General features: G+C 67.5%; 26 protein-coding genes. All 26 read right to left on the bottom strand.

The genetic code is table 11. The features are described 5' to 3' along the window. Positions 1-253 precede the first annotated feature (253 nt). The 26 genes from ACPXB1_RS04270 to tuf all read right to left on the bottom strand — a co-directional run bounded on the left by ACPXB1_RS04270 (position 254) and on the right by tuf (position 15285). Entirely contained in the window at positions 254-835 is a 582-nt protein-coding gene (locus ACPXB1_RS04270; RefSeq protein ID WP_425734893.1) for a DUF1707 SHOCT-like domain-containing protein, read from the bottom strand. A gap of 83 nt (positions 836-918) precedes the next feature. Continuing rightward, the gene (gene map, locus ACPXB1_RS04265; protein WP_355590476.1) at positions 919-1770 is read right to left on the bottom strand and encodes a type I methionyl aminopeptidase; all 852 of its coding nucleotides are present in this window, start codon (positions 1768-1770) and stop codon (positions 919-921) included. Positions 1771-1857: 87 nt separating this feature from the next. After that, positions 1858-2511, bottom strand: a complete 654-nt coding sequence (locus ACPXB1_RS04260) for an adenylate kinase (RefSeq protein WP_053653926.1) — start codon at positions 2509-2511, stop codon at positions 1858-1860. Beyond that, positions 2512-3840, bottom strand: a complete 1329-nt coding sequence (secY, locus tag ACPXB1_RS04255; protein ID WP_053653928.1) for a preprotein translocase subunit SecY — start codon at positions 3838-3840, stop codon at positions 2512-2514. Between the two features lie 236 nt (positions 3841-4076). Continuing rightward, positions 4077-4520 (bottom strand): 50S ribosomal protein L15, encoded by a 444-nt coding sequence (gene rplO / locus ACPXB1_RS04250; RefSeq protein WP_053653930.1) that lies wholly within the window; start codon positions 4518-4520, stop codon positions 4077-4079. Then, positions 4520-4702, bottom strand: coding sequence for a 50S ribosomal protein L30 (gene rpmD / locus ACPXB1_RS04245; RefSeq protein ID WP_030329904.1), 183 nt, complete (start codon positions 4700-4702; stop codon positions 4520-4522). Before rpmD ends, rplO begins: the two co-directional genes overlap by 1 nt. Then, entirely contained in the window at positions 4702-5316 is a 615-nt protein-coding gene (gene rpsE / locus ACPXB1_RS04240) for a 30S ribosomal protein S5 (protein ID WP_053653932.1), read from the bottom strand. Before rpsE ends, rpmD begins: the two co-directional genes overlap by 1 nt. A 33-nt stretch (positions 5317-5349) precedes the next feature. Beyond that, entirely contained in the window at positions 5350-5739 is a 390-nt protein-coding gene (gene rplR, locus ACPXB1_RS04235) for a 50S ribosomal protein L18 (protein WP_030329901.1), read from the bottom strand. Continuing rightward, positions 5736-6278, bottom strand: coding sequence for a 50S ribosomal protein L6 (gene rplF / locus ACPXB1_RS04230; protein ID WP_425734828.1), 543 nt, complete (start codon positions 6276-6278; stop codon positions 5736-5738). The genes rplR and rplF overlap by 4 nt, the downstream gene beginning before the upstream one ends. Before the next feature lie 16 nt (positions 6279-6294). Further along, the gene (gene rpsH, locus ACPXB1_RS04225; protein ID WP_007465270.1) at positions 6295-6702 is read right to left on the bottom strand and encodes a 30S ribosomal protein S8; all 408 of its coding nucleotides are present in this window, start codon (positions 6700-6702) and stop codon (positions 6295-6297) included. 116 nt (positions 6703-6818) lie between these two features. Then, on the bottom strand, positions 6819-7004 hold the full coding sequence (locus ACPXB1_RS04220) for a type Z 30S ribosomal protein S14 (RefSeq protein WP_007465272.1): 186 nt from the start codon (positions 7002-7004) through the stop codon (positions 6819-6821). A 1-nt stretch (position 7005) separates the two neighbouring features. Next, positions 7006-7572 (bottom strand): 50S ribosomal protein L5, encoded by a 567-nt coding sequence (gene rplE, locus ACPXB1_RS04215; protein ID WP_088987580.1) that lies wholly within the window; start codon positions 7570-7572, stop codon positions 7006-7008. After that, the gene (gene rplX, locus ACPXB1_RS04210; RefSeq protein ID WP_007465276.1) at positions 7572-7892 is read right to left on the bottom strand and encodes a 50S ribosomal protein L24; all 321 of its coding nucleotides are present in this window, start codon (positions 7890-7892) and stop codon (positions 7572-7574) included. The genes rplE and rplX overlap by 1 nt, the downstream gene beginning before the upstream one ends. Further along, positions 7889-8257: a 50S ribosomal protein L14 gene (gene rplN / locus ACPXB1_RS04205; protein ID WP_015619002.1), complete on the bottom strand. Its 369-nt coding sequence runs from the start codon at positions 8255-8257 to the stop codon at positions 7889-7891. The genes rplX and rplN overlap by 4 nt, the downstream gene beginning before the upstream one ends. Positions 8258-8354: 97 nt before the next feature. Next, entirely contained in the window at positions 8355-8633 is a 279-nt protein-coding gene (rpsQ, locus tag ACPXB1_RS04200) for a 30S ribosomal protein S17 (protein ID WP_053653938.1), read from the bottom strand. After that, positions 8630-8866: a 50S ribosomal protein L29 gene (rpmC, locus tag ACPXB1_RS04195; protein WP_007465283.1), complete on the bottom strand. Its 237-nt coding sequence runs from the start codon at positions 8864-8866 to the stop codon at positions 8630-8632. Before rpmC ends, rpsQ begins: the two co-directional genes overlap by 4 nt. Continuing rightward, on the bottom strand, positions 8866-9291 hold the full coding sequence (gene rplP / locus ACPXB1_RS04190; protein WP_007465292.1) for a 50S ribosomal protein L16: 426 nt from the start codon (positions 9289-9291) through the stop codon (positions 8866-8868). Before rplP ends, rpmC begins: the two co-directional genes overlap by 1 nt. A 3-nt stretch (positions 9292-9294) precedes the next feature. Continuing rightward, complete coding sequence (rpsC, locus tag ACPXB1_RS04185; protein WP_007465294.1) at positions 9295-10164, bottom strand: 30S ribosomal protein S3; 870 nt, start codon at positions 10162-10164, stop codon at positions 9295-9297. Then, a complete protein-coding gene (rplV, locus tag ACPXB1_RS04180; protein WP_053653942.1) occupies positions 10164-10622 on the bottom strand; it encodes a 50S ribosomal protein L22 in 459 nt (152 codons plus the stop codon). Before rplV ends, rpsC begins: the two co-directional genes overlap by 1 nt. 41 nt (positions 10623-10663) lie before the next feature. Then, on the bottom strand, positions 10664-10945 hold the full coding sequence (rpsS, locus tag ACPXB1_RS04175) for a 30S ribosomal protein S19 (RefSeq protein WP_007465299.1): 282 nt from the start codon (positions 10943-10945) through the stop codon (positions 10664-10666). Positions 10946-10957: 12 nt separating this feature from the next. Further along, a complete protein-coding gene (gene rplB / locus ACPXB1_RS04170; RefSeq protein WP_355590466.1) occupies positions 10958-11797 on the bottom strand; it encodes a 50S ribosomal protein L2 in 840 nt (279 codons plus the stop codon). Between the two features lie 12 nt (positions 11798-11809). Beyond that, positions 11810-12112: a 50S ribosomal protein L23 gene (gene rplW, locus ACPXB1_RS04165; RefSeq protein ID WP_007465304.1), complete on the bottom strand. Its 303-nt coding sequence runs from the start codon at positions 12110-12112 to the stop codon at positions 11810-11812. Then, the gene (gene rplD / locus ACPXB1_RS04160) at positions 12109-12759 is read right to left on the bottom strand and encodes a 50S ribosomal protein L4 (protein WP_053653946.1); all 651 of its coding nucleotides are present in this window, start codon (positions 12757-12759) and stop codon (positions 12109-12111) included. The genes rplW and rplD overlap by 4 nt, the downstream gene beginning before the upstream one ends. After that, on the bottom strand, positions 12756-13421 hold the full coding sequence (gene rplC, locus ACPXB1_RS04155; RefSeq protein WP_053653948.1) for a 50S ribosomal protein L3: 666 nt from the start codon (positions 13419-13421) through the stop codon (positions 12756-12758). Before rplC ends, rplD begins: the two co-directional genes overlap by 4 nt. Before the next feature lie 11 nt (positions 13422-13432). Next, positions 13433-13741 (bottom strand): 30S ribosomal protein S10, encoded by a 309-nt coding sequence (rpsJ, locus tag ACPXB1_RS04150; RefSeq protein ID WP_007073037.1) that lies wholly within the window; start codon positions 13739-13741, stop codon positions 13433-13435. Between the two features lie 350 nt (positions 13742-14091). Further along, positions 14092-15285, bottom strand: a complete 1194-nt coding sequence (gene tuf, locus ACPXB1_RS04145) for an elongation factor Tu (protein WP_203174878.1) — start codon at positions 15283-15285, stop codon at positions 14092-14094. Between the last annotated feature and the right edge of the window lie 184 nt (positions 15286-15469).

Here is a 15469-nt window from a genome sequence, read left to right as displayed (position 1 = left end):
TCCTGACGTCGATTGCACCGGGCGGCCCACAACGTCTTACACGGGAACTGACCAAGATCAGATGCCCGCGCCAGCCGCGGCTCCAGCTCCCACCGAAGCGCAGGGTGGGCATGCCGGAGTGGACGCTGTGCGCCGAACAGAAAGTGTACGCCGACCTGCACGCCGTCGCCAAACCGGCCGGCACCCGAGCACCGTGTCGGGTACGGGCCCGCCTCCCGGACGTCCGATGATCTTCGAGCTGGGCTGCTGGCGCTCAGCTCGCTGGCGAAGGATCATCTCGTTCGTCCGGTTCACCGGCGCGCAGTTCGCGCCGCCGCTCACGCTTCAGGCGCTTGCGCTCCCGTCGGCGCTCCCGCTCGATCGCCCGGCGTCGCGGCTCTCCCCCGGCCAACCCGGTGACAGTGCGAACCGCAAGCACCGCACCCCACGGCCCGGCCACCCAGGCCGGCCAGAAGTAGAGCAGCTCGCCGCTGAGCATCGACGTGACGCCCCAGACGGCCACCACGATGCCGATCACCTGGAGGTAGGGCAGCCACACCTCGGCCAGCCAGCGCGCGGTGACGCCACCTGCGACCGGATGGTGGCCCCCAACCACGCTCGGCGGCTCGGCGGGCAGGCTGGCCGGCACCACAGCGGAGCGCTCGGCGGGCGCCACCGGGGGCAGGTCGACAAGCAGGGCGTCCAAATCGGCGTACGTGCGCGCCGCGTACGCGTTCTGCACCCGCTCGTCGTACTCGTGCAGGTCCAGCCGACCCTCGCCGAGGGCGGCCCGCAAGCGCTCGGCCACCGCCTCGCGATCCGCGTCCGCCGCTCGCATCCCGTCGCGCCCGTCCATGCCGGCAAGCATGCCACCCGGAAACAAAAACCGTCTCACCCGTCCGACCCCCTGACGCCCGGTGCGCCAGAGCGGTGCGGGGTCTAGGAGGCTGCCGAGACTGCCGGTTGGCGGGCCGTCACCAGGTCGCCCAGACGGGTCCGGCCGCCGTCGAAGGCCGTGAGCACCCAGACGCCGTCCGGCAACAGCGCCATCGAATGCTCGACGTGCGCCGCGACCGACCCGTCCCGGGTGACGACCGTCCAGCCGTCGGCCAGTTCGACGGTACGCGGCGACGCCATGGTGATCATCGGCTCGATGGCGAGCGCCATACCGGGAACCAGGCGTGGACCCTTGCCCGGTCGGCCGTGGTTGAGCACGTGCGGGTCCTGGTGCATCTCGGTGCCGATGCCGTGCCCGCCGTACCCGTCGACGATGCCGTACCTGCCGCCCTTGCGGACCGCGCTCTCCACCGCGTGCGAGATGTCGGTGAGGCGGCCCTTCCCGCTTGCCGCTCCCCGCGCGGCGGCAGCGATACCGGCCCACATGGCGTCCTCCGCCACCTCGGCCATCCGCAGCAGCGCCGGGTCGACGTCGCCGACGCCCACCGTGATCGCGGCGTCGCCGTGCCAACCGTCAAGCACCGCACCGCAGTCGATCGAGATCAGGTCACCGTCGGCGAGCACCTGCTCTCCAGACGGGATGGCGTGCACGATCTGCTCGTTCACGGAGGAGCAGATCGACGCCGGGAAGCCGTGGTAGCCCTTGAACGACGGGACGCCGCCCGCCTCACGGATCGTCGACTCGGCGATGGCGTCGAGATCGGCGGTGGTCACCCCGGGGGCGACCGCCTCGCGCATGCGGCGCAGGGCCTCGGCGACCACCAGGCCGGCGGCCCGCATCTTCTCGATCTGGTCAGGGGTCTTCAGCTGGATATCCAGCTGGGGACGACGCATGGAGCGTTTACCTTTCGTGGCCGTTCAGCGGGGCACGTCATGCGTACCCCGCTGTTCGCACTCTATCCGCCGTGATTCGGCCGGACCTCAGCCGCCGTACGACCGCAGGGCGTCGATGGCCCGGGTGGTGACGTCCTCCACCGGACCGGTGGCGTCGATTCCGACCAGCTTGCCCTGGGCGCCGTAGTAGTCGACGAGCGGCGCGGTCTTCTCGCCGTACTCCCGCAGGCGGGTGGCGATCGTCTCCGGCTTGTCGTCGTCCCGCTGGAACAGCTCGGCGCCACAACGGTCACAGACGTCCGGCCGGGTGGTGGCGTCGAACTCGACGTGCCAGATCTTGCCGCAGCCCCGGCAGGTGCGCCGGCCGGACAGCCGCCGGATCACCTCGTCGTCGTCGACCACGAGCTCCAGGACCAGATCCAACGCGGTGCCGAGGTCGGCGAGGAGCTTGTCCAGAGCGGCGGCCTGCGGAGTGGTCCGCGGAAAGCCGTCGAGCAGGAAGCCCTCGCTGGCGTCGGGCTCGGCCAGCCGGTCCCGGACCATGTTGATGGTCACCTCGTCCGGGACCAGCTCACCGGCGTCCATGTAACGCTTCGCCTCGACCCCGAGCGGCGTGCCCTGGGTCACGTTCGATCGGAAGATGTCACCGGTCGAGATCTTCGGCACCGAGAGGTGGGCGGCGATGAACTCGGCCTGCGTGCCTTTGCCCGCTCCCGGCGGGCCAACCAGAACGAGTCTCATCTACCGCAGGAACCCTTCGTAGTTCCGCTGCATGAGTTGGCTCTCGATCTGCTTCACGGTCTCCAGACCGACGCCGACCATGATGAGCACAGCGGTGCCGCCGAACGGGAAGTTCTGGTACTGCTGGTTGTCCAGCCAGATGAAGAAGAAGTTCGGCAGGATGGAGATGACACCCAGGTACAGCGCGCCCGGCAGGGTGATCCGACTGAGGATGAAGTCCAGGTAGTCGGCGGTCGGCTTGCCGGGGCGGATGCCCGGAACGAAGCCGCCGTACTTCTTCATGTTGTCCGCGACCTCGGTCGGGTTGAACGTGATCGAGACGTAGAAGTACGTGAAGAAGATGATCATCAGGAAGTAGACCGCGATGTAGATCGGGCTACTCGGGTTGACCAGGTTGTTCTGGATCCACGCCTGGGTCTTGCCCGGGTCGGTCTGGTCGAAGAACTGCAGGGCCAGCTGCGGCAGGTAGAGCAGCGACGAGCCGAAGATGACCGGGATGACACCGGCCTGGTTGACCTTCAGCGGGATGTAGGTCGAGGTGCCGCCGTACATCCGCCGGCCGATCATCCGCTTGGCGTACTGCACCGGGATCCGGCGCTGCGCCTGCTCGATGAAGGTAACCGCGGTGATGACCACCAGGACCAGCGCGATGACCAGGGCGAACATGTCCCAGCCCTTGCTGGTCTTGATCTGCCAACCCTCGCTGGGCAGCCGGGCCGCGATCGAGGTGAAGATCAGGACGGACATGCCGTTGCCGACGCCGCGGTCGGTGATCAGCTCGCCGAGCCACATGACCATGCCGGTGCCGGCGGTCATCGTCATCACCAGGATGGTGAGGGTCAGCCAGTCCGGGATGCCGGTGCCGGTGGGGATGATCGGGAACTGGTCGCAGCGGTTCTGGAAGAGCTGGCCGGAACGGGCCAGGGCCACGAACGCCGACGCCTGAAGCACACCCAGACCGAGAGTCAGGTAGCGGGTGTACTGGGTGATCTTCGCCTGGCCGGCCTGGCCCTCCTTGCGGAGCTGCTCCAGGCGCGGGATCACGACGGTCAGCAGCTGCAGGATGATCGACGCTGTGATGTAGGGCATGATGCCCAGCGCGAAGACCGAGAGCTGTAGCAGCGCTCCACCGGAGAAGAGGTTGAGCAGGTTCAGCACACCCGTCGACTCACCCTGGAGGGTGTCGAGGCACTTCTGCACGTTGCCGTACGAGACGCCCGGGCTGGGCAGCGTGGCGCCCAGTCGGTAGACCGCGATGATGCCTACTGTGAACAGCAGCTTCTTGCGCAGGTCAGGCGTACGGAACGCACTGAGAAAGGCGGACAGCAACTTCTTCCTCCTGCGCGAGGCGGGCCGCCGGTGATCCCTGGCGGGTCGGGGTGGATCCCGGGCGAGTGCCCGGATTCCATGGCTGGGATGGGACTCTAACAGCCCTATCCCCCTCCGGGCAGATGCGCCCGGCTACATAAACCGATTCCGATATTACCGGGCGCACACGCGCCCAGGCAGACCATGGCGCCCGTCCAGTTGCTCACAACCGGACGGGCGCCATGTCTCTTACGTCCTTACAGCTCGGTGGCGGAGCCACCGGCAGCGGCGATCTTCTCCTTGGCCGACGCGCTGAACGCGTGCGCCGACACCTGGAGCGCCACCCCGCCGAGATCCCCGGTGCCGAGGACCTTGACCGGGTGACCCTTGCGGACCGCCCCAGCCTCGACCAGCTCCAGCGGGCCAACCTGGCCGCCGTTCGGGAACAGCTCGGCGAGCCGGTCCAGGTTGACCACCTGGAAGACCACCTTGAACTTGTTCTTGAAGCCCTTCATCTTCGGCAGGCGCATGTGGATGGGCATCTGCCCACCCTCGAACGCCGCCGAGATGTTCTTGCGAGCCTTGGAACCCTTGGTACCGCGACCAGCGGTCTTGCCCTTGGAACCCTCACCGCGACCCACACGGGTCTTCGCGGTCTTGGAACCAGGCGCCGGGCGCAGGTGGTGCACCTTGATCGTCATTACTCGACCTCCTCGACCTTCACGAGGTGGTTGACCGTGAAGATCATGCCGCGGATCTCGGGCCGGTCTTCCTTGACCACCACGTCGTTGATCCGCTTGAGACCGAGCGAACGCAGCGAGTCACGCTGGTTCTGCTTGGTCCCGATGCCGGACCGGAGCTGGGTGACCTTCAGACGTGCCATCAGCGAGCCACCCCCGCACGCGACGCCAGCATGGCGGCCGGCGCGACGTCCTCGACCGGCAGACCACGACGCGCAGCGACCTGCTCGGGGGACTCGAGCCCCCGCAGAGCCGCCACGGTGGCGTGCACGATGTTGATCGGGTTCGACGAGCCGAGGCTCTTGGAGAGCACGTCGTGGATCCCGGCGCACTCCAGCACGGCACGCACCGGACCACCGGCGATGACACCCGTACCGGCCGAGGCCGGCTTGAGCAGCACCACACCAGCGGCGTCCTCACCCGTCACCGGGTGCGGAATCGACTGGCCGATACGCGGAACCTTGAAGAAGTGCTTCTTGGCCTCCTCGACGCCCTTGGCGATGGCCGCGGGCACCTCCTTGGCCTTTCCGTAGCCCACGCCGACCGTGCCGTCGCCGTCGCCCACGATCACAAGGGCGGTGAAGCTGAAGCGACGACCACCCTTCACGACCTTGGCGACGCGGTTGATCGCGACGACCCGCTCAAGGTGCGGGGTCTTCTCGACGGGCGCGTTTCCGCGGCCGCCCTCACGGCGGTTGTCGCGGCGACCACCCTCGTTGCCACCGGACCCGCCGCCACGGCGCTGTTGACCTGGCATCAGCAGCCTTCCTTATCTCTCGTGACGGGGTTGTTAGAACTCGAGCCCGGCTTCGCGGGCGGCATCGGCAAGCGCGGCGACACGCCCCGCGTACCGGTTGCCACCGCGGTCGAAGACGACCTTGGAAACGCCGGCGGCCTTGGCCCGCTCGGCGAGCAGGGCGCCCACCTTGCCGGCGAGGGCGCTCTTGTCGCCCTCCGCACCGCGCAGCGAGGCGTCCAGGGTCGACGCCGACGCCAGGGTGTGACCCTTGGTGTCGTCGACGATCTGGGCGACCATGTGGCGCAGCGAACGGGTGACGACCAGGCGCGGACGCTCGGCCGTACCGCTGACGTTCTTGCGGACGCGGAAGTGCCGACGCGCACGCCCAACGGCGCGCTTGGCGGCGACGCCGCGGCGGCGCTTGAGCAGCGTGGCGCTCACTTCTTACCTGCCTTTCCGGCCTTGCGGCGGATGACCTCGCCCTGGTACTTCACGCCCTTGCCCTTGTAGGGCTCCGGCGGGCGGATCTTCCGGATGTTGGCGGCGACCTCACCGACCTGCTGCTTGTCGATGCCGGCCACGTGGAACAGGGTCGGCCGCTCCACAGTGAAGGTGATACCCGCCGGCGCGGAGACGAGCACCGGGTGCGAGAACCCGAGCGCGAACTCGAGGTCCGAACCCTTGGCGGTTACCCGGTAACCGGTGCCTGCGATCTCCAGGCTCTTGCGGTAGCCCTCGGTCACGCCGACGATCATGTTGGCCACCAGCGTACGGCTCAGGCCGTGCAGCTCCTTGGCCTTGCGCTCGTCGTTCGGGCGGTTGACGCTCAGCTGCCCGTCATCGCCACGCTCGATCGTGATCGGCTCGGCGATGGTGTGCTGGAGCTCGCCCTTCGGGCCCTTGACCTTGACGGTCTGCCCGTCGATCGTGATATCGACGCCGGACGGTACCGGGATCGACTTACGTCCAATTCGCGACATTTCTACCTGTCTCCCGTTACCAGACGAAGGCGAGGACTTCCCCGCCAACGCTCCGCTTGCGGGCCTGCCGGTCGGTAAGCAGCCCCTGGGACGTCGAAATGATCGCCACGCCCAGCCCGCCGAGCACCCGCGGGAGCCCGTCCGACTTGGCGTAAACCCGGAGACCGGGCTTGGACACGCGCTTGATGCCGGCCAGGCTCCGCTCCCGGTTCTGGCCGTACTTCAGCTCGACGACCAGTCGCTTGCCGACGGCACCCTCTTCGGGCTCCTCGACCGACCAGGTGGCGATGTAACCCTCGGCCTTCAAGACCTCGGCGATGTTCGCCTTGATCTTGGAGTAGGGCATCTTCACCTGATCGTGGTACGCCTGGTTGGCGTTACGCAGACGCGTGAGCATGTCTGCGATCGGGTCGGTCATCGTCATGGATTTCGTCAGCCTTTCTCGCCGGGGTTCCCGGGGCACCAGCCCCGGGCCTACGGCGAAGAGCAATACCTAATCGGTGCAGGAGTTCCCGGCCGGCAGCCGGGACGCGGTCACCCTTACCAGGAAGCCTTGGACACACCCGGCAGCTCACCGCGGTGGGCCATCTCCCGGATGCAGACCCGGCACAGCCCGAACTTGCGGTAGACCGCCTTCGGACGCCCGCACCGCTGGCAGCGGGTGTACGCGCGAACCGAGAACTTCGGCTTCGCGGCCGCCTTGATGATCAGCGCCTTCTTGGCCATCTCAGTTCTCCTTGAACGGGAAGCCCAGGAGCTTGAGCAGCGCCCGGCCCTCGTCGTCGGTCGTGGCGGTGGTGACCACCGTGATGTCCATGCCCCGCTGGCGATCGATCTTGTCCTGGTCGATCTCGTGGAACACCGACTGCTCGGTCAGACCGAACGTGTAGTTGCCGTGCCCGTCGAGCTTGCGCCCGTCCAGACCGCGGAAGTCGCGGATACGCGGCAGCGCGATGGACAGCAGCCGGTCCAGGAACTCCCACATCCGGTCACCGCGAAGGGTGACCTTCGCGCCGATCGGCATGCCCTCGCGGAGCTTGAACTGCGCGATGGACTTGGTCGCCCGCCGCACCTGCGGCTTCTGGCCGGTGATCGTGGCGAGGTCGCGGACCGCGCCGTCGATCAGCTTGGCGTCGCGAGCAGCCTCGCCGACACCCATGTTGACGACGATCTTGACCAGCCGCGGCACCTGCATGGGGTTGCCGTAGCTGTGCTGCTCACGCAGCTGGGCCACGATCTCGTTGCGGTACCGCTCCTTGAGGCGCGGCATGGTCTTTTCGGTAGCCGTGGTCATCACAGGTCCTTACCGGTGCTACGCGCGATGCGGACCTTCTGGCCGTTGTCGTCGATCCGGTAACCGACGCGCGTCGGCTTGCCGTCGGAGTCCAGGACCTGCACGTTCGAGACGTGGATCGGGGCCTCCTGGGTGACGATGCCGCCGGTCTTGGCGCCACGCTGGGTGGTGCTGATGCGGGTGTGCTTCTTGACCCGGTTCACGCCCTCGACCAGGACCTTGTCCTGCCGCGGGTAGGCCGCGATGACCTTGCCCTTGGCACCCTTGTCCTTGCCGGCGATGACGACGACCGTGTCGCCCTTCTTGACCTTCACGGTCACAACACCTCCGGCGCGAGGGAAATAATCTTCATGAACCGCTTGTCCCGCAGCTCCCGGCCCACCGGGCCGAAGATGCGGGTACCGCGCGGGTCCCCACCGTCCTTGATGATGACGGCGGCGTTCTCGTCGAAGCGGATGTACGAGCCGTCCGGACGCCGCTTCTCCTTGGCGGTGCGGACGATGACCGCCTTGACGACGTCGCCCTTCTTGACACCGGCACCTGGGATCGCGTCCTTGACGGTGGCCACGATGACGTCGCCGATGCTCGCGTAGCGCCGACCGGAGCCACCGAGAACCCGGATGCACAGGATCTCCCGAGCACCCGTGTTGTCGGCGACGCGCAGTCGCGACTCCTGCTGAATCACGTCTATCTCCTATGTCTGCCGGTTCTCCGGCCGCCGTGGCGGCCGGAGCCTGGCGGAACCAACGCCCGACGCAACGCCGGGCGAGCTCGAGCCTTCGCTACTTGGCCTTTTCCAGGATCTCCACGATCCGCCAACGCTTGGTGGCGCTCAGCGGCCGGGTCTCCATGATCAGGACCCGGTCGCCGGTGCCAGCGGCGTTCTGCTCGTCGTGCACCTTCAGCTTGCTCGTACGGCGCATGATCTTGCCGTACAGGGCGTGCCGAACCCGGTCCTCGACCTCGACAACGACGGTCTTGTCCATCTTGTCGCTGACCACCAGGCCCTCGCGAACCTTACGGCGCGCGCGCGTGGCGTCAGTCGTGGTGTTCTCGGTCATGATGCAGTCACCTCAGTCGGCGCGGCCGAGAGCCCCAGCTCGCGCTCGCGCATGATCGTGTAGATCCGGGCGATCTCCCGACGGATGACCTGCAGCCGCCGGTTGTTGTCCAGCTGCCCGGTTGCGGCCTGCACGCGGAGGTTGAACAGCTCCGCCTTGGCCTCCCGCAGCTTCGTGACCAGCTCCTCCTCGGAGAGCTCACGCAGCTCGGTCGCCTTAACGCCCGCTGCCATCAGGATTCACCCACTTCGCGCGTAACAATGCGGCACTTCATCGGGAGCTTGTGGATCGCGCGACGCATCGCCTCTCGCGCGATCTGCTCGTTCGGGAAGGACATCTCGAAGAGAACCCGCCCCGGCTTGACGTTCGCGACCCACCACTCCGGCGAACCCTTACCGGAACCCATCCGGGTCTCGGCAGGCTTCTTGGTGAGGGCCTGGTCCGGGAAGATCGTGATCCAGACCTTGCCACCACGCTTGATGTGACGGGTCATCGCGATACGCGCCGACTCGATCTGGCGGTTGGTCACGTACGCCGGCTCGAGAGCCTGGATCCCGAACTCGCCGAACACCACCCGGTTACCACCCTTGGACGCGCCACTGCGGTCCGGGTGGTGCGGCTTGCGGAAGCCCTTCGGGGGCTTGCGCGGCATCAGCATCTGTCAGCCCTCCTGCTGCGTTTCTGCCGGAGCAGCAGCAGCCGCGACAGCAGCGCTGTCGACCGGCTCGCCGCTCGGCGTCTCGGCCTGCTGCGCAATGGTGGTCGCAGCAGCCCGACCGGCCTCGGTGCCACCAGCCGTGGTGCCGGACGAACCCGACCGGCCACGGCGCGGACGCTCGGGACGGTCGCCACGCTCACCACGACGCGGGCGCGACGGACCGGCCTCGGCCGGAGCCTCCCGGCCCGGAACCGCGTCACCCTTGTAGATCCAGACCTTCACGCCGATCCGGCCGAAGGTGGTACGGGCCTCGAAGAAGCCGTACTCGATGTTGGCCCGCAGCGTGTGCAGCGGAACCCGACCCTCGCGGTAGAACTCGGTCCGGCTCATCTCGGCGCCGCCGAGGCGACCCGAGACCTGGACACGGATGCCCTTGCAGACCGGGTTCTTCATGGCCGACTGCATGGCCTTGCGCATCGCCCGACGGAAGCTGACCCGGCTGGACAGCTGCTCGGCCACGCCCTGCGCGACGAGCTGAGCGTCCGACTCGGGGTTCTTCACCTCGATGATGTTCAGCTGCACCTGCTTGCCGGTGAGCTTCTCCAGCTCGCCGCGGATCCGGTCGGCCTCCGCACCCTTACGGCCGATGACAATGCCCGGCCGGGCGGTGTGGATGTCGACCCGGACGCGGTCGCGGGTGCGCTCGATGTCGACCTTGGAGATGCCGGCACGCTCGAGGCCCTTGGACATCATCCGGCGGATCTTGACATCCTCGCCGATGTAGTCCTTGTAGAGCTTGTCCGCGAACCAGCGGGACTTCCAGTCGGTCGAGATGCCGAGCCGGAACCCAGTGGGGTGAACCTTCTGACCCATTACTCGGCGTCCTCCGTCTTGCTCTGCGCTTCGGCCGGTGCGGCCTCCGTGGCCGGGGCGGCCTTCTTCGCCGCGGCCTTCCTCGGCGCTGCCGGCGCGACCGCTTCGACCACCACGGTGATGTGGCAGGTGCGCTTGCGGATCCGGTACGCCCGGCCCTGCGCCCGCGGCTGGAACCGCTTCATCGTCGGGCCCTCGTCCACGAACGCCTCGCTGACGAGCAGCGCGCCGGGGTCCAGCCGCTCGTTGTTCTCCGCGTTGGCGATCGCGCTAGCGAGCACCTTGTACACCTGCTCGCTCGCAGCCTGCGGCGCGAACTGCAGCACCGTGAGAGCCTCCTTCGCGGGCAGGCCGCGGACGAGGTTGACCACCCGGCGCGCCTTCATCGGCGAGATGCGCACGTGCCGCGCAACCGCCCGCGCGCCCGGAAGCACCGGAGCGTCGCCCTTTCCTGGCATCGCTGTAACCCCTTGTTCCCTCTATCCGTATGCCCGCGGCGTCAGCGCCGACGGCTCTTCCGGTCGTCCTTCTCGTGACCCTTGAACGTGCGGGTCAGCGCGAACTCGCCGAGCTTGTGCCCGACCATCGCCTCGGTCACGAACACCGGGACGTGCTTGCGTCCGTCGTGCACGGCGATCGTGTGCCCCAGCATCTCGGGGATGATCGTCGAGCGCCGCGACCAGGTCTTGATCACGTTCTTCGAGCCCTTGTCGTTCTGGACTTCCACCTTCTTGAGCAGGTGGTCGTCTACGAACGGGCCCTTCTTCAGGCTGCGAGGCATGTCTTATCTCCCTCAGCCGCGCTTACGCGTGGCGTAGCGACGGCGGACGATCAGCCGGTCACTCGGCTGGCCCTTACGGCGGGTGCGGCCCTCGGGCTTACCCTGCGGGTTGACCGGGTGGCGACCACCAGAGGTCTTACCCTCACCACCACCGTGCGGGTGGTCGACCGGGTTCATGGCGACACCACGGACGGTCGGGCGCTTGCCCTTCCACCGCATACGGCCGGCCTTACCCCAGTTGATGTTCGACTGGTCGGCGTTGCCGATCTCGCCGACGCTTGCGCGGCAGCGGACGTCCACACGCCGGATCTCGCCGGACGGCATACGCAGGGTCGCGTACGCGCCCTCACGGCCGAGCAGCTGGATGCCGACGCCGGCGGAGCGGGCGAGCTTGGCCCCGCCACCCGGACGCAGCTCCACGTTGTGGATCGTGGTACCGACCGGGATGTTGCGCAGCGGCAGGTTGTTACCCGGCTTGATGTCGGCGCCCGGACCGGACTCGACGCGGTCGCCCTGCTTGATGTCCTTCGGCGCGAGGATGTACCGCTTCTCGCCGTCGGCGTAGTGCAGCAGCGCGATACGCGCCGTGCGGTTGGGGTCGTACTCGATGTGAGCGACCTTCGCCGGCACGCCGTCCTTGTCGACCCGCTTGAAGTCGATCAGACGGTACTGGCGCTTGTGACCGCCACCGTGGTGCCGCGTGGTGATCCGGCCGTGGGCGTTACGCCCGCCCTTCTTCGGCAACGGAGCCAGCAGCGACTTCTCCGGCGTGGACCGGGTGATCTCGGCGAAGTCGGCAACGCTGGAGCCACGTCGGCCCGGCGTCGTCGGCTTGTACTTACGGATAGCCATTGTCTACACCCCTCAGCTGACCGGGCCGCCGAAGGCCTCGATACGGTCACCGTCAGCCAGCTTCACGATCGCCCGCTTGGTCGCCTTGCGCTGACCGAAGCCGGTCTTGGTGCGCTTACGCTTCCCTTGGCGGTTGAGCGTGTTGACCGTCAGGACGCGGACGTTGAAGATCTGCTGGATAGCGATCTTGATCTCGGTCTTGTTCGCGTCCGGGTGCACCAGGAAGGTGTACCAGTTCCGGTTCAGCTCGCTGTAGCTCTTCTCCGAGACGACCGGCGCCACGATGATGTCGCGCGGGTCGGCGATCGTGCTCACTTGCCACCCTCCTCGGTGGTCTCGGCGGGCACGCCCAGGAACTCGTCCAGGGCGTCCTTGGTGAAGACCACGTCGTCGGCCACCAGCACGTCGTACGTGTTCAGCTGGCCGGACTCGATCAGGTGCACCCGCGGCTCGTTGCGCAGCGACACCCAGTTCAGCTCGTCGGTGCTGCTCAGCACGACGAGAACCCGACGGGCCTCGGTGAGCTTGGTCAGCGTGGCAAGGGCCGCCTTGGTCGACGGCTTCTCGCCCGAGACGAACGCCTCGACAACGTGCACCTGCCCGGCGCGGGCCCGGTCGGAGAGGGCACCGCGCAGCGCGGCGGCCTTCATCTTCTTCGGGGTCCGCTGGCTGTAGTCACGCGGAACGGGACCGTGTACCACGCCACCGCCGGCGAACTGCGGTGCGCGGATCGAGCCCTGCCGGGCGCGACCGGTGCCCTTCTGCTTGTACGGCTTCTTGCCGCCGCCGGCGACCTCGCCGCGGGTCTTGGTCTTGTGCGTGCCCTGTCGGGCCGCCGCGAGCTGGGCCACCACGACCTGGTGCATCAGCGCGACGTTGGCCTGCACGTCGAAGATGTCAGCCGGCAGCTCGACGGAGCCGCTGGTGCTGCCTTCGACGGTGCGCACGTCAACGGTGGTCACTTGGCCGCACCGCCCTTCTTGACCTTGCTCTTGGCCGCGGTACGGACCAGAACCAGCGCGCCCTTGGGGCCAGGAATGGCACCACGGACGAGCAGCAGGTTGTTCTCGGTGTCGACCGCCTGGACGGTGAGGTTCTGCACGGTGTAGCGCACGCCACCCATGCGGCCGGCCATCCGGGTGCCCTTGAAGACACGACCCGGGGTGGCGCAGGCGCCGATGGAACCGGGCGAGCGGTGCTTGCGCTCGACACCGTGGCTGGCGCGCAGACCGTGGAAGCCGTGCCGCTTCATCGGGCCGGCGTAGCCCTTGCCCTTGGTCTTTCCGGTGACGTCGATCGTGACGCCGGCCGGGAACTCCTCGACAGTGACTTCCTGGCCGAGCGAGTATTCCCCAGCGTCCGTGGTGCGCAGCTCGACGATGTGCCGGCGCGGTGCCACGTCCGCCTTGGCGTAGTGCCCGCTGATCGGCTTCTTGACCTTGCGCGGGTCGATCGTGCCGTACGCCAGCTGGACCGCTGAGTAACCGTCCTTCTCGGCGCTACGAACCTGGCTGATGACGCACGGGCCGGCCTCGACCACGGTCACGGGAACAACCTTGTTGTTGTCCCAGACCTGGGTCATGCCGAGCTTGGCGCCCAGGATCCCCTTGACTTGCCTGTCCATTTGTCCGGTCCCTACAGCTTGATCTCGATGTCGACGCCAGCCGGCAGGTCGAGGCGCATGAGCGAGTCGACCGTCTTCGGGGTCGGGTCGATGATGTCGATCAGCCGCTTGTGCGTGCGCATCTCGAAGTGCTCGCGCGAGTCCTTGTACTTGTGCGGCGAGCGGATAACGCAGAAACGGTTGATCTCCGTGGGCAGCGGCACCGGGCCCGCGACCTGCGCCCCGGTGCGCGTCACCGTCTCGACGATCTTCCGAGCCGAGGAGTCGACGACCTCGTGGTCATAGGCCTTGAGCCGGATGCGGATCTTCTGTCCCGCCATGGTGGCTTCTGTTCCTTCTCTCGATGCCGCTGTGTTGCGGGCGCCTGTACCGGCTGGCACAGGCCCACTTCGCCGACCCCCGCGGTCGGGCGTGTCGCGCCCTCGGGCCGGGCTCCGCCCCGTGGTTCCGGAGTGGTGCTGACCGCGCGGTGGGTCAAGGCGCCGATCGCATTACCGCGACCTGAACGCCGTGCGAGGGTGGTTGGCGACTGGGCCGCCAACCACCCCACGCTCGACTGTCTCGCCACCCGGAGGTTCAGCGAAAGCCGAACACAGGCGACGAACTGTCGTTACGCAACCTGACTAGTATGCCGCACGACCGGCGGCGGGTCTAATCGGGGTTACCTAGTTCACTTCATGATCTTGGTGACGAACCCGGCGCCGACGGTGCGGCCACCCTCGCGAATCGCGAACTTGAGGTTCTCCTCCATGGCGATGGGCTGGATCAGCTTCACCGACATGGTGGTGTTGTCACCCGGCATGACCATCTCGGTGCCCTCGGGGAGGGTGACGACACCGGTGACGTCCGTGGTCCGGAAGTAGAACTGCGGACGGTAGTTCTGGAAGAACGGGGTGTGCCGGCCGCCCTCCTCCTTGGAGAGGATGTAGACCGTCGCCTCGAACTCCGTGTGCGGGGTCGTGGTGCCCGGCTTGACGACCACCATGCCGCGCTCGACGTCCTCGCGCTTGATGCCACGCAGCAGCAGACCGACGTTCTCGCCCGCGCGGGCCTCGTCGAGCAGCTTGCGGAACATCTCGATGCCGGTGCAGACCGTCTTCTGCGACTTCTCGCGGATACCGACGATCTCCACCTCCTCGTTCGGCTTGAGGATGCCGCGCTCGGCGCGACCCGTGACAACGGTGCCACGACCGGTGATCGTGAAGACGTCCTCGATCGGCATGAGGAACGGCTTCTCGGTCTCGCGCTCCGGCTGCGGGATCGCGGTGTCGACAGCGGTCATCAGGTCCAGCAGCTTGCCGGTCCACTCGGGGTCACCCTCGAGGGCCTTCAGCGCCGAAACCCGAACGACCGGCAGGTCGTCACCCGGGTACTCCTGCGAGGAGAGCAGCTCGCGCACCTCGAGCTCGACGAGCTCCAGGAGCTCCTCGTCATCGACCATGTCGCTCTTGTTGAGCGCCACGACGATGTACGGCACACCAACCTGACGGGCCAGCAGCACGTGCTCGCGGGTCTGCGGCATCGGGCCGTCGGTCGCCGCGACCACCAGGATCGCGCCGTCCATCTGCGCGGCACCGGTGATCATGTTCTTGATGTAGTCCGCGTGGCCGGGGCAGTCGACGTGCGCGTAGTGCCGCGCCTCGGTCTGGTACTCGACGTGCGCGATCGAGATCGTGATACCGCGGGCCTTCTCCTCCGGCGCCTTGTCGATCTCGTCGAACGGCGTGTAGGGGTTCAGGTCGGGGTACTGGTCGTGCAGGACCTTCGTGATGGCCGCCGTCAGCGTCGTCTTACCGTGGTCGATGTGACCAATGGTGCCGATGTTGACGTGCGGCTTAGTCCGCTCGAACTTCGCCTTCGCCACTGGTGTCCTCCTGTGGACTTCTTGGTTCGTACGCCCGGCGCGCCGGTCGGCGCTTAGGACTCTGTCGACAGCCTTTCCGGCCTGGCGGCCGGAGAGCTTTTGTGGGTTCTGCGGCGATGAAGCCTACAGGCCCGGTCTCACGCGATCCGATCGTGGTGGCCGCGGGCGGGTGAAACCACCCGCG

Origin of the sequence: Micromonospora sp. DT68 (assembly GCF_049847245.1) — a bacterium.
GTDB classification, from domain to species: domain Bacteria; phylum Actinomycetota; class Actinomycetes; order Mycobacteriales; family Micromonosporaceae; genus Micromonospora; species Micromonospora profundi.
This window is presented reverse-complemented; position numbering and strand designations above follow the sequence as displayed.